13 protein-coding genes are annotated in these 13,406 nt (G+C 37.0%); 8 read left to right on the top strand and 5 right to left on the bottom strand.

The annotated features are described in order from the left end of the window. Nucleotides 1-188 precede the first annotated feature (188 nt). The 3 genes from IV494_RS11470 (at nt 189) to IV494_RS14770 (ending at nt 2,559) form a co-directional block, all read left to right on the top strand. A complete protein-coding gene (locus IV494_RS11470; RefSeq protein WP_196080282.1) occupies nt 189-1,220 on the top strand; it encodes a threonine aldolase family protein in 1,032 nt (343 codons plus the stop codon). Further along, nucleotides 1,217-1,906: a M20/M25/M40 family metallo-hydrolase gene (locus IV494_RS14775; protein WP_230380122.1), complete on the top strand. Its 690-nt coding sequence runs from the start codon at nt 1,217-1,219 to the stop codon at nt 1,904-1,906. Before IV494_RS11470 ends, IV494_RS14775 begins: the two co-directional genes overlap by 4 nt. A gap of 152 nt (nt 1,907-2,058) precedes the next feature. After that, the gene (locus IV494_RS14770; protein ID WP_230380121.1) at nt 2,059-2,559 is read left to right on the top strand and encodes a M28 family metallopeptidase; all 501 of its coding nucleotides are present in this window, start codon (nt 2,059-2,061) and stop codon (nt 2,557-2,559) included. 55 nt (nt 2,560-2,614) lie between these two features. Here IV494_RS14770 and IV494_RS11460 read toward each other — a convergent pair whose 3' ends face one another. Both IV494_RS11460 and IV494_RS11455 read right to left on the bottom strand, forming a co-directional pair. Next, nucleotides 2,615-3,427 (bottom strand): enoyl-ACP reductase FabI, encoded by an 813-nt coding sequence (locus IV494_RS11460; protein WP_196080281.1) that lies wholly within the window; start codon nt 3,425-3,427, stop codon nt 2,615-2,617. 97 nt (nt 3,428-3,524) lie between these two features. Next, on the bottom strand, nt 3,525-3,791 hold the full coding sequence (locus IV494_RS11455) for a hypothetical protein (RefSeq protein ID WP_196080280.1): 267 nt from the start codon (nt 3,789-3,791) through the stop codon (nt 3,525-3,527). 195 nt (nt 3,792-3,986) lie between these two features. Here IV494_RS11455 and IV494_RS11450 point away from each other — a divergent pair, with 195 nt between their 5' ends. Continuing rightward, nucleotides 3,987-4,541 (top strand): DNA-3-methyladenine glycosylase I, encoded by a 555-nt coding sequence (locus IV494_RS11450; protein ID WP_196080279.1) that lies wholly within the window; start codon nt 3,987-3,989, stop codon nt 4,539-4,541. Between the two features lie 201 nt (nt 4,542-4,742). Here IV494_RS11450 and IV494_RS11445 read toward each other — a convergent pair whose 3' ends face one another. After that, complete coding sequence (locus IV494_RS11445) at nt 4,743-5,597, bottom strand: nucleoside phosphorylase (RefSeq protein ID WP_196080278.1); 855 nt, start codon at nt 5,595-5,597, stop codon at nt 4,743-4,745. Nucleotides 5,598-5,790: 193 nt separating this feature from the next. Next, complete coding sequence (locus IV494_RS11440) at nt 5,791-6,114, bottom strand: translation initiation factor (protein WP_196080277.1); 324 nt, start codon at nt 6,112-6,114, stop codon at nt 5,791-5,793. Between the two features lie 202 nt (nt 6,115-6,316). Between IV494_RS11440 and IV494_RS11435 the strand changes: the two genes are divergently transcribed. The 4 genes from IV494_RS11435 (at nt 6,317) to IV494_RS11420 (ending at nt 12,637) form a co-directional block, all read left to right on the top strand. Beyond that, nucleotides 6,317-6,760 carry a transcriptional regulator gene (locus IV494_RS11435; protein WP_196080276.1) on the top strand — a complete coding sequence of 148 codons (444 nt, stop codon included), beginning with the start codon at nt 6,317-6,319 and terminating at the stop codon, nt 6,758-6,760. Between the two features lie 62 nt (nt 6,761-6,822). Next, nucleotides 6,823-8,049 (top strand): efflux RND transporter periplasmic adaptor subunit, encoded by a 1,227-nt coding sequence (locus IV494_RS11430; protein ID WP_196080275.1) that lies wholly within the window; start codon nt 6,823-6,825, stop codon nt 8,047-8,049. Beyond that, a complete protein-coding gene (locus tag IV494_RS11425) occupies nt 8,049-11,189 on the top strand; it encodes an efflux RND transporter permease subunit (RefSeq protein ID WP_196080274.1) in 3,141 nt (1,046 codons plus the stop codon). Before IV494_RS11430 ends, IV494_RS11425 begins: the two co-directional genes overlap by 1 nt. Nucleotides 11,190-11,224: 35 nt before the next feature. After that, on the top strand, nt 11,225-12,637 hold the full coding sequence (locus IV494_RS11420) for an efflux transporter outer membrane subunit (protein ID WP_196080273.1): 1,413 nt from the start codon (nt 11,225-11,227) through the stop codon (nt 12,635-12,637). A gap of 225 nt (nt 12,638-12,862) precedes the next feature. On the opposite strand, the gene IV494_RS11415 is transcribed toward IV494_RS11420, so the two are convergent. After that, nucleotides 12,863-13,399 carry an RNA methyltransferase gene (locus IV494_RS11415; protein ID WP_196080272.1) on the bottom strand — a complete coding sequence of 179 codons (537 nt, stop codon included), beginning with the start codon at nt 13,397-13,399 and terminating at the stop codon, nt 12,863-12,865. Between the last annotated feature and the right edge of the window lie 7 nt (nt 13,400-13,406).

Genomic DNA, 13,406 nt, shown 5'->3' with positions numbered 1-13,406 from the left:
TGAGTTTCAGTTTAACGAGAAGAAATTCTTATGAAAAATTTAACGGCATCAGAACATAAGAAAAATAATACTAAATTTTTTTTGTGCTGATTTCCTGATTCAAAGGTGCTGCTTTTATTGATTAAAATAGCGGGTTTATTTACGGTATTTCACACCGTGTTTTCACGTATTTTGTTTATTTTTATGGTATGAAATTTTCCTTTAAAAATGATTATTCAGAAGGTTGCCATCCAAGAATTTTAGAAGCACTTTCTGCTACCAACTTCGTGCAGCAAAACGGTTACGAACTCGATGATTACTGCCTTAATGCTGAAAATTTGATCCGGAAAAAGATCAAAAATCCTCAAGCGAAAGTGCATTTTGTTTCAGGTGGAACACAGGCAAATCTAATTGCCATTTCAGCATTTTTGAGACCGCATGAGAGTGTTGTTTCAGCAGCTACAGGACATATTTTAACCAACGAAAGTGGTGCAATTGAAGCAACCGGACATAAGGTTCATGCGATAGAAACTTCAGATGGAAAAATTCGGCCGGAAGAGGTGCAGAAAATTATTGATCTTCATCAAAATAAACCACATCAGGTTAAACAGAAATTGGTTTATATTTCAAATTCTACGGAAGTAGGAACCATTTATTCTAAAAAAGAATTGATTGATCTTTATCAATTCTGTCAGGAAAAAAGCCTTTATTTATTCGTTGATGGTGCACGTTTAGGACACGCTTTAACTGCGGAAACGAATGATTTATCTTTAGAGGATTTTGGGAAATATAGCGACGCTTTTTATTTAGGTGGAACTAAAAACGGAGCTTTGATCGGTGAAGCAATTATCATTAATAATGAAAATTTGCAGCAGGAATTTGGCTTTCATCTGAAACAGAAAGGTGCGATGCTCGCAAAAGGCCGTTTGCTGGGAATTCAGTTTGAAGAGTTGTTAAAAGATGATCTCTATTTTGACTTGGCAAAACATGCGAATCAGCAAGCCATGAAAATAAAGAAAGCTTTCCAGGAAATTGGTTGTGATTTTCTTAGTGAAACCTTTACGAATCAGATCTTTCCAATTTTAAGCAATTCACAGATTGAAAAACTTTCCACGAATTTCGATTTCTATGTCTGGAAAAAAATTGACGAAGAGAAATCTGCCGTTCGTTTGATAACATCCTGGGCGACGAGCGATGAAATTGTTGAGAAATTCATCATTGAAATTAAAAATTTGAAATGAAAAAAGCAGTTTTCTTTTTGAGCATTTTGCTTTCCATAGTGATCAACGCACAAAAACAGGAAAAAGATCCTGAAATTGCCGGATATGTAAAAAATGTAAGTAAGGATTCCCTCAAAGCGAATATCGAAAAGCTTGTCAGTTTAGGAACCCGGCACACCATGAGTTCGACAACGGATAAAGAGAAAGGAATCGGCGCTGCGAGAAATTGGGTTTTGTCCAAGTTTAGAAACTTTGCGAAAAATTCCGAGGGAAGAATGGAAGTTTATCTTCAAAATGAAGATCTGCAACCTGACGGAAAAAGGATCAATAAAGTCACGAACCTTGGGAATGCAATTGCTCTTTTAAAAGGAACTGATCCAACAGATCAAAGAATCATTATTGTTTCCGGCCACCTTGATTCCAGAGTTTCAGATATCCTAAATTCCACCGATGATGCACCGGGAGCGAACGACGATGGAAGCGGAGTTGCTGCCGTTATCGAAAGTGCCAGAGTTTTAAGCAGATCAAAATTTCCCATGAATATTCTTTTTGTTGCAGTAAGCGGTGAAGAGCAGGGTTTATTTGGAGCGAAGATGCTTTCAGATAAAGCAAAGGCAGAGAATTGGCAAGTTGAAGCTGTCCTAAATAATGATATGATCGGCAACAACAGTTTCGATACACCGAAGAATGATGGAACTCCAAATTAAGGGTTTTCAGTGAAGGCCTTCCTGCTTTTGAAACAGAAAAATCAGCTGCAGGAATCCGGAATTTCGGTCTTGAAAATGATGGGAAAGCAAGACAGTTAGCAAGATATGTAAAGGAGATCGGGGAAAGGTATGTGAAAAAAATTGACATCAAATTGATCTATAGAAACGACCGCTTTCTTCGTGGTGGAGATCATACGCCTTTCGTTAACAGTGGATTTACGGCGGTACGATTAACTGATTATTATGAAAATTACGATCATCAGCATCAGGATCTCAGAACAGAAAATAATAAAAAATATGGCGATTTGATGGAGTTCATGGATTTTGATTATTTAAAAACGAATACCGCCGTAAACGTTGCCGTTTTAGCCAACTTAGCGAAAGCAACTCCACAACCGGGAAATGTTTTGATGGATGTAAAAGAGTTGTCAAACTCTACCAAATTAAGTTGGGAAAAACCCGCCTCCGGAAAAGTAAAAGGATATTATATTTTGATCCGTGAAACCGACAGTTCGGTCTGGACTAAAAAGATCTTTACGACAGAGACTTCTTATAATGTTCCTTTGTCGAAAGATAATTTCCTGTTTGCGGTACAAAGTATTTCTGCTTCTGGAAACGAAAGTTTGCCGGTTATTCCCAAAGTATCAAGATAAAAAAATTCCGTCTCAGTTCAGCGAGACGGAATTCATATTTTAATTAAAGATCTGTTTATTGCAAATCTTCAAATTTATCTACAATTTTCTGGGAAACTCCGGTTTTACTGAATCCACCATCATGGAAAAGATTTTGCATGGTTACTTTTCGCGTAAGGTCTGAGAAAAGACTCACGCAATAGTTTGCACAATCAAGAGCATCGGCATTTCCAAGCGGAGACATGCTGTCTGCGAAGTTAAAAAATCCGCTAATTCCTTTCACACCTGCACCTGCTTTTGTCATCACGGGAGATTGAGAAATAGTATTTACACGAACTTTTCGGTCGCCCCAATAATATCCAAAACTTCTTGCGATGCTTTCCAGATAGGATTTGTTATCTGCCATATCGCCATAATTCGGGAAGGTTCTTTGAGCAGCGATATAAGTTAAAGCTAAAATAGATCCCCATTCGTTCATAATATTTTTATCCCAGGCAGTTTTCATGACTTTATGAAAAGATACAGAAGAAACATCCCAACCTTTCTCTAAAAAATCATAGTTAAGATCGGTATACGTTTTTCCTTTTCTGATGTTTACGGACATCCCAATTGAATGCATGATAAAATCGATTTTGCCATATTTTTGCTCAGCATGGGCAAAAAGTTTTTCCAAATCCTCCATCGATGTTGCATCTGCAGCGACAACATCAGAACCTGTTTTTTTAGCCAGTTCATCAATTTCTCCCATTCTCATTGCGATTGGTGCGTTCGAAAGGATAAATTCTGCGCCTTCTTCATGACATCTCTCCGCAACTTTCCAGGCGATAGACTGATCGTTTAAAGCTCCAAAAATAATTCCTTTCTTACCTTTTAGTAATCCGTATGACATATTCTTAATTTTAGACAAATTTAAAAAATTTTTACTGTTAAATGCATAAAAAAAGAACCGTAGTCAATACGGTTCTTAATTTTATGTAAAAACGAGTTTAGTTTGTCGCTTTTTTAATTTCTGCCTGCGCATCTACAGATGCATCTTTGGTTTTTTCCCAAACGTTAGAAACAGCATCTTTTGTGGATTCCCAAGCATCAGAAACATTTTCCTTTGCTCTTTCCATCCAGCCTTCGTGAGTTGGCTCTGTATTTTTTTCTTTTTGTTCGCGGATATAATCTTGTGCTCTGTCAGCATAATCGTTTACGGTCCATTTTGCTTTTTCTACCGCGTCATCTGCTTTGTTGTAATCTTGTCTGTCCATGATAATAATGTTTAATGTTAATATTTTATGATTGAAAAAAATAATTTGATATACTATTGAGTTGCAAGTTCCATTCCCATATAAGCCAATATTATGTTAAACATTTAATAATTTTTTCTTAAAATTCTCAAGTATTGATGAACTAAGGAACAGAATTCATAATTATCTTTTTATTTTTGAGCTAAAGTTGAATAAATGGATATAGTGAGGTGCGGTTGGTCTGAGAAAGACGATCTATACAGAAAATATCATGATGAAGAATGGGGAAAAGCAGTTTACGATGATGAAACATTTTTCGAATTTCTCGTCTTAGAAAGTTTTCAGGCCGGACTTTCGTGGCATACGATTTTAAAGAAAAGAGAAAATTTCAAAGAAGCTTTTGATAACTTTAATTATAAAAAAATTGCAAATTATTCTGAAGATAAAGTAGAAGAGTTAATGAGTAATGCTGGAATTATAAGAAACAGATTAAAGATTTTAGCAACCATTAATAATGCTCAAAGATTTCAGGAAGTTCAAAAAGAATTCGGCACCTTCTCAATATATATCTGGAGTTTCGTCGCTGGAAAAATAATTGTAAATCATCCAAAAACCTTAAAAGAAGTTCCTGCAACCACAGAAATTTCAGACGCTCTGTCAAAAGACTTAAAGAAAAGAGGATTTAAGTTTCTCGGTTCTACCGTTGTTTATGCACACATGCAAGCAACGGGAATGGTAAATGATCATTTGGTAGATTGTATTTTTAAATAAGAAAACCGACTAAAAGCCGGTTCTTAATTATTTATTTTTTATATTTTTCGTTAAAATATCGAACCAGGAAAATAATTCCTACTCCGAAGAACATACCTTGAAAAAAAATTGATAATTCTCCTTTTTTATCGAAGTAGAATAAAAATACAGTTATTACTAAAGCTAAAAATCAGATGAAGAGTTTAAAATCATTCATTACTCTTATTTAATAATCCGATCCAAAACCCACTCGATCATATTTCTCTCAGAAGCTGCATGATCCGCAGAAAATTCGCCTCTTCTTCTGTTCGCAATAACCGAATTTACCGTGATCGCTTTGTGGCCCAGTAATTTAGAAAGTCCGTAGATCGCAGAAGTTTCCATCTCGAAATTCGTTACGCCTAAATCATTTAAGGTTTCCAAAAACTGATCATCGAGCGCTTTCAAACGCAGTTGACGTCCTTGTGGTGCATAGAAACCTGGAAAAGTCGCCGTATTTCCGTGGTATTTTGCGTCCTTATAATATTCGCCCATTTCTTTAGCCCAGTCAGAAAAATACAACATCGGTTTGATTTTCTCGTACGGGAATTTCGCCATAAAGTTTCTGGAGAACTCATTTTCAAAAGCATAATCCTGGTAAAAATGAAGTAAACCATCAAGACCAACCACGTTTTCTGTCACCAACATATTGTCAACTTCCACATCAGGATTCACACTTCCGCAAGTTCCCATTCTGAAAAGTTCCAAAGCCGTATGATCGGTTTTGAATTCTTTGTTTTTCAAATCAATATTCACCAAAGCATCCAATTCGTTCATCACGATATCGATATTTTCAGTCCCAATTCCGGTTGACATAACCGTGATTCTTTCACCGCGCAAAGTTCCAGTGTGTGTATAAAATTCTCTTTTGTTTTTCTTGATTTCAATCTTGTCAAAATATTTCGAAACTTTTGGTACACGGTCAGGATCACCAACCAACATAATTTTTCCCGCAATATCTTCTGGCAATAAGTTTAAGTGATAAACACTTCCATCGTCATTGAGCACCAATTCTGATGCAGCTAATTTATTAAGCATAGTACATTTTTTTTATTTTTAAATTTTTATTTGGGTCTCGTCCTTAAAGACGAGACCTTCCGTTCCCTCCCGATTTTACATCGGGATCCACTCAAGTCGGGCTGCAGATGGTTTTGTAGAATTAAAAGTATTTTTCATTACTCATTACTCATTACTCATTACTCATTACTCATTACTCATTACTCATCAAAAATCACCCTCCAACTCTCTTGGTCTTATAACCCATTTCTTTCAAGATCACCATGATCTTATCGCGGTTGTCACCTTGAATAATAATAATTCCATCTTTTTCTGAGCCACCGATTCCCAAAGTTGTTTTTATTTTTTTTGAGATCTTTTTCAGCTCATCGTCATTGCCTTCGAAACCTTCAACTAAAGTCACCGGTTTTCCATGTCTGCCTTTTTTTTCAAACTTACAAATGAGAGGTTCTTTCTGAACAAATTTTTCTACGGGCATTTCGAAATCCTGCTCTTCATGGTCAGGAAAAATATTTTTGAGTTGATCTCTTAAATCCATCTAACAAAATTAGTGAAATAAATGTAGAATTGGTTTAATGATTTTTGGTTTTCTAAACGCATATCTCTAATTTTAGTTAAACATAATTCTTAAAATTTGTGATGATTTGTTATGTAAATCATAAAAAAGTCATAAAATTTATATTTGGTTCGTTTGGTTCAGAACTAAAATGTAATTTTGCGCATTAATTTTAAATCTAGTAATGAAAATCGACAAAGAAATTTTTAGTGAAATGGTTAATTTTTATGGAGACGTCTTCCATATACCGCCACTTGCTGCAAAAATTTATGCGTACCTGATTTTTGATTTTGAGAGAAAAGGCGTCTGCTTCGATAAGTTTGTTGATGTTTTTTCAGCCAGTAAAAGTTCCGTTTCCTCCAATCTCAATTTACTATTGAATCTAAATATCATTAATGACTTTAATAAAATCGATGAAAGAAAACGTTTTTTCGTAATGAATGAAAACTTTATGAAAATCCGTTTTGAAGAGATCATCGAAAAAATGGAACGTGAATTATCAATCCTGCACAACCTCAAAGATTTTCGAAATACAAGCGACGAAAGTGCGCTGCGAAAATTTGAAATTTATACGCGTCTCTTTAATAAGAATATTACGAATATCAAAGAAACGCTTCCTCAACTTTAAATAAGAAAAAATTATAACCTCATTCAAACAAAGCATTGAACCTCAATTATAAAATTAAATTCATGAAAAATAAAATCATTCTCCTTTCTTTATCGGCTCTTACGATAATCGGGTGTAAAAAAGAAGCTCCGAAAAAACCGGGCGCAATGCCATATCCTGTGGTTTCTGTAGAAACGAAAAACGTGACAGGTTATCAAACTTTTCCAGCTTCTATTCATGGGATTTTAAATAATGATGTTCGTGCAAAAATTCAAGGCTATATCACACAGGTTTTAGTGGATGAAGGACAATATGTTACGAAAGGACAACCTTTGTTCCGCCTCGAGACAAATATTTTGACGCAGTCGGCCAATGCCGCAAAAGCTGGTGTCGGTGCAGCAAGATCAAATGTTTCGGCTTCTGATGCGAATGTAAAAGCTGCGCAGGCAGCCGTAAGTGCAGCGCAGGTTGAGGTCAATAAGTTGAAACCTTTGGTTGAAAAAAATATTATCAGCAATGTACAGTTGCAAACTGCGCAGGCAAATCTTGCTCGTGCACAGGCACAGGTTTCTCAGGCAATTGCGGCAAAACAACAGGCGAGCGCCGGAGTTTCTCAGGCTCAGGCAAATTTTCAGGGAGTTCAGGCCAATATTGATTATTCAATTATCAGAGCGCCGATTTCCGGGGTTGTGGGTAAACTACCGTTTAAAGTCGGAAGTTTGGTTGGTCCATCAGATCCAACTCCTTTAACTACGATTTCCGATACAAAATCAGTATATGCGTATTTTTCGATGAATGAGAAAGAATATTTTGATTTTCTGGAAGAATCAAAAGGCGCAACAATGCCTGAAAAAATCCGGAATTTACCAATGGTAGAATTACAATTAGCGAATGGCAGTATGTATCCGGAAAAAGGAAAAATCGAAGCGATCACCGGACAGATCAACCCGGAAACAGGAACGATTGAATTCCGCGTAGGTTTCCCCAATGCAGAAAAATTGTTAAGCAATGGTAACAGTGGAAATATCCGCTTCCCTCAATATTACGATAACGTTTTGGTCATTCCGGAAAGCGCAACTTATGAGCAGCAAGGTATTGTTTACGCATTTAAAGTTGAGAAAGATACCGCCAGAAGTACGATCGTTCAGGTAAAAACAAGGGTTAATAATTTGGCCATTGTTACAGCCGGACTTAAAAAAGGAGATAAAGTTGTTGCTGCCGGAACAGGTGCAATCAAAGATAAAACGGCGATCATTCCGAAGCCAATCAGTTTAGACAGTTTAGTAAAAACCATAAAACCAATTTTCTAATGATAAAAAAGTTCATTAACAGACCGGTTTTATCAACCGTAATTTCTATTCTGATCGTGATCCTGGGGATTTTGGGACTTACCGCTCTTCCGGTTACCCAATATCCGGATATTGCGCCACCCACAGTAAGTGTATCCGCAAATTACTCAGGTGCGAATGCAGAAACGGTTATGAAAAGTGTGGTGGTTCCTTTAGAAGAACAAATTAATGGAGTTGAAGGAATGGATTACATTACTTCAAGCGCCGGAAACGACGGTTCAGCCTCTATTCAAATTTTCTTCAAACAGGGAATCAATGCAGATATTGCTGCGGTAAACGTACAGAATAGAGTTGCAAGAGCAACACCATTATTGCCGTCAGAAGTTACGCGAGCAGGAGTTGTTACACAAAAACAACAAACGAGTGCATTGATGTATCTGACGTTCTACACCGAAAATAAAAAATTTGATGATGTTTTCATTCAGAATTATGTGAACATCAATGTAATTCCGGCCATTAAAAGAATTAATGGAGTTGGAGATGCGAGTGTTTTTGGAGGGAAAACTTATTCCATGAGAATCTGGTTAGATCCTGTAAAAATGGCAGCTTACAGTTTGTCTCCAACAGATGTTTCTAACGCCATCAATGATCAGAGTAGAGAAGCAGCAGCTGGATCTATCGGGCAAAATAGTGGTGCGTCTTTCGAATACATCATTAAATATGTAGGGAAATATAATAACCAGGAACAGTACGATAATATCATTTTGAAATCCCTGGGTAATGGTCAAAATCTACTATTGAAAGACGTTGCCAAAGTAGAATTGTCTGCCTTGTCTTATGGCGGATTAGCCCAGAACGGTGATTACCCGGCTATTAGTATGGGGATTTTTCAAACTCCGGGATCGAATGCACAGGAAATTATCAATAACATCGACCAATATCTGGAAAGCACCCAAAAAGATTTCCCGGAAGGAATTAAATACACGGTCAATTTTGACACGAATGAATTTTTAACAGCCTCGATCGATAAAGTTGTTCATACTTTAATTGAAGCATTCGTCTTGGTATTCCTCGTGGTATTCATCTTTTTACAGGATTTTAGATCGACGCTGATCCCAGCGATCGCGGTTCCGGTTTCTATTGTTGGAACTTTTTTCTTCCTGAATTTATTTGGGTACTCCCTTAATTTATTAACGCTTTTTGCTTTGGTTTTAGCCATTGGAATTGTGGTTGATGATGCTATTGTCGTCGTCGAGGCCGTTCACGCCAAGATGGAAAGCGGAATTAAAGATCCCAAAAAAGCCACCGTCGAAGCAATGGATGAAATTACAGGTGCGATTATTTCGATCACCTTAGTAATGGCAGCGGTTTTTATTCCCGTAACCTTTATTAAAGGACCAACAGGAGTATTTTACAAACAGTTTGGGGTGACGTTGATTATCGCGATTCTAATTTCTGCGGTAAACGCTTTAACTTTAAGTCCGGTTTTATGTTCTTTATTCTTAAAACCACAAAATCACGATCTTGAATACGAAAAGAAAAATTTCTTCGAGAAGTTTTTCCATAAATTCAATATCGGTTTTAAAGCAATGACCACGAAATATGGGAATGCCTTTTCCTTTTTGATCAAACATAAATGGGTGACCATCGGTATTTTTGTTATCACTGGTTTGCTCATCTTCTGGTCTAATTCTTCCATGAAAAAAGGATTTGTACCCAATGAAGATCGTGGGATCTTATTTGCCAATGTAGAACTTCCTGCAGGTGCATCGCAAGAACGAACTTTTAATGCGATGAAAGAACTGCAGAAAAAAGTCTTAAAAGTTCCGGGAGTTCAAAACGTAACGATCTCTACAGGACGATCGTTTTTCTCCGGGAATGGAAGTAATAATGGTTTGGCTTTTGTGAAATTAACGCCATTTTCTGACCGTGGAAAAGGTGAATCTGCCGATGATCTGACCAAAAAATTATTCGGTATCGCTTCAAGTATTCCCGATGCAAAAATTGTATTCTTTCAGCCAGGTTCAGTACCGGGTTTTGGAAATAATGCAGGTTTTGAAATGGTGCTTTTAGATAAAGCAGGTGGCGATTATAAAGATCTGGATGCCACTTCTCAGAACTTTATTGGAAAACTCATGCAGCGACCGGAAATTCAGTTTTCTCAAACCTCCTTTAACACGAAATATCCGCAATATCAAATGAATATCAATGTTCCTTTGGCTGCACAGTCAGGCGTTTCGGTTTCAGATATTTTGAGTACGATGCAGGGATATATTGGTGGAATTTATGCGGCTGACTTTACTAAATACGGAAAACAGTTTAGAGTAATTGTTCAGGCTTTACCCGATGACCGAAAATCACCGCAAGATTTGAATACGATGTATGTGAAAACCGGTTCAGGAGCAATGACGCCAATTTCTCAGTTTGTTACTTTAGAAAAAACGTATGGACCGCAGAGTGTGAGCAGATATAACTTGTTTACCTCCGTGAAAATTACGGGTGCGAATAATCTGGGTTACAGTACCGGTGATGCTCTTGCAGCAGTTCAGCAGGTTGCAAGCGAAAATTTAGGATCGAATTACGACGTTGAATTTACTGGTCTATCACGGGAAGAATTAGCTTCAGGTTCTCAAACTTTAATGATTTTTGCATTGAGTTTAGTATTTGTTTACTTTATTCTTTCTGCACAATATGAAAGTTATATTCTACCGCTATCGGTTATTCTATCGTTGCCTTTAGGTGTAATGGGAGCGTATATCGGACAATGGATCTTCGGCCTGGAAAACAATATTTATTTCCAGATCGCCTTAATTATGCTCGTCGGATTACTGGCGAAGAATGCGATTTTGATCGTTGAATTTGCAGTCCAGAGGAGGATGCACGGTGAGACGATCGTGGATGCCGCAATACATGCTGCAACAGCGCGACTTAGACCGATTTTGATGACTTCATTTGCATTTATCTGTGGAATGTTGCCACTTGTTTTCGCTTCAGGAATTGGAGCTACCGGAAACAGATCGATCGCTACAGGTGCCGCCACCGGACTTTTAATAGGAACTTTTTTAGGATTGTTGGTGATCCCGATTTTATTTATTGTTTTCCAGACCTTGCAGGAAAAAGTTTCTCCATTAAAAGAAAAAGAAATTAATCTTTCCGAATAATTGAAAGTCAAAAACTTTGATATAAAATTTAAACAATGAATAAATACTTCAATATAAAAATACTTTCATTTCTGTCTTTGGCAGTGATCCTAACTTCGTGTATGGCGCGCCAGAAAAACGAAAGACCGAAAGAAGTCATCAATGAAAATCTTTTCCGCACCGATCTGTTGCCAAAAGATTCTACAAGTATGGCAACGGTCTCCTGGAAAGAAATTTTCACCGATCCGGTTTTGCAGAAACATATTTCGACGGCTCTAGCAAATAATTTAGATGTAAGAGTCGCTTTGCAAAATATCAATGCAGCAGAATCTTACTTGAAACAAAGCAAAGCTGCTTATTTCCCGACACTTTCTGCAGGTCCAAATTATACCTTTCAAACGCAATCATTAAATAGCCAGAGCGGGCAGCTTTTGAACAACGGACGAACGTACCGAAATCAGTTTGATATTACTGCAAATTCCAGTTTGGAACTGGATCTTTGGGGAAAATTAAAATCTCAGGAGAAAGCAGAACTCGCCAATTATTTAGGAACAGTTTCCGCGCATCAGGCGGTGAAGAGTGATTTGGTTGCTTCTGTAGCCTCCGCTTATTATCAATTGTTGACGTTTGATGATCAAAAGAGAATTATAAATGCAACGATCGCTTTACGAAATAAAAATCTGGAGACGACCAAAGCTTTGAAAGAGGCCGGAACCTTAACAGAAGTTGCGGTTCAGCAAAGTGAAGCTTTAGTTTTTAATGCACAGTCGATGTTAATCAGCATTGATGTTCAGATCGCTTTGCTCGAAAACACGATAAGTTTATTGATGGCGGAACCTTCTCATGCCATCGAGCGAACAACCATCAGTGCTCAGAAAATGCCGATCAGTCTGCAATTGGGTTATCCTGCAAATTTGCTAGCAAACCGTCCGGATGTTAAAGCTTCAGAATACCGCTTAATAAATGCTTTTGAATTAACGAATGCGGCAAAAGCCAATTTCTATCCTGCCTTAAGATTAACTGCAGGTGGTGGAATAACGTCGGGTCAAATTGATCAGTTGTTTAGTGTGAATTCCTTGTTTGCCAATGTGGTAGCGGGATTAACGCAGCCTATTTTTAATCAGAGACAGATCAGAACGCAATATGAAGTAAGTTTGGCGAATAAAGAAGTTGCCTATCTCAATTTTAGACGTTCTGTTTTAACTGCAGGAAAAGAAGTTTCAGATGCTCTCACTGTTTATAATTCTCAGGACGGATTCATCAGTTTAAAAAGAAAAGAAATGGAAGCTTATAAAAACTCCGTAGAATATTCTCAGGAACTGGTAAATTATGGTTTGGCAAATTATCTGGAAGTGATCAATGCAAGTGTAAATCAACTGAACGCAGAACTCAATATTTCAAATGCAGAATTTTCCAAATTAGATGCTGGGATCCAGTTATATAAATCTTTAGGTGGAGGTTGGAGATAAATTCTTTCAAAATAATAATAAAAAAATCTCTTTCATATTTTTATGGAAGAGATTTTTTTATGTGCTTTTAAGTTTTGCTAAGAGTACCTAATTTTGGATTCTAAGCTAGTATATTTTCCATTGCTGAGTGAAACGCCTTTGCGCTCGTAATTTAAAAGAAGTAATAGAAAGAAATCTTAGCGTCTTTGCGTTAAAGATTGTCGTTCCATTTATTCGAATAGAAATTTACTTTAAATATTTAAAAAATTCCCACATTACAATTCCACCACATACAGAAACGTTCAAAGAATGCTTCGTGCCTAATTGCGGGATTTCTAAGAAAGTATCATATTCAGACAGCGCTTCGTCACTTAATCCTTCAACTTCGTTTCCCAAAACCAAAGCGTACTTCTCCTCTTTATTAATAGGATAATCAGTGATGACTTCTGAACTCGTCGTTTGTTCAATTCCGATAATTTTAAAGTTTTCCTTTTTTAAATTTTGTAAAGCTTCAACGATATCTTTTTCATAAATCCAATCCACACTTTCTGTCGCGCCCAAAGCAGCTTTATGAATTTCCCGATGTGGCGGTTGAGGTGTAATTCCACACAATACGACTTTTTCAATTAAGAAAGCATCTGCCGTTCTGAAAATCGCACCCACATTATGCATGCTCCGAACATTATCTAAAACCACGACAAGTGGTGTTTTCTTGGTTTCTTTAAAGGTTTCAACATCTATTCTTCCTAATTCTTCGAGTTTCAGTTTCTTTGTGGATGACATTTTCGTA

It is taken from the genome of Kaistella gelatinilytica, assembly GCF_015679325.1.
GTDB classification, from domain to species: domain Bacteria; phylum Bacteroidota; class Bacteroidia; order Flavobacteriales; family Weeksellaceae; genus Kaistella; species Kaistella gelatinilytica.
Note: the sequence above shows the minus strand (reverse complement) of the source record. Positions and strands in the feature narration are given on the sequence as shown.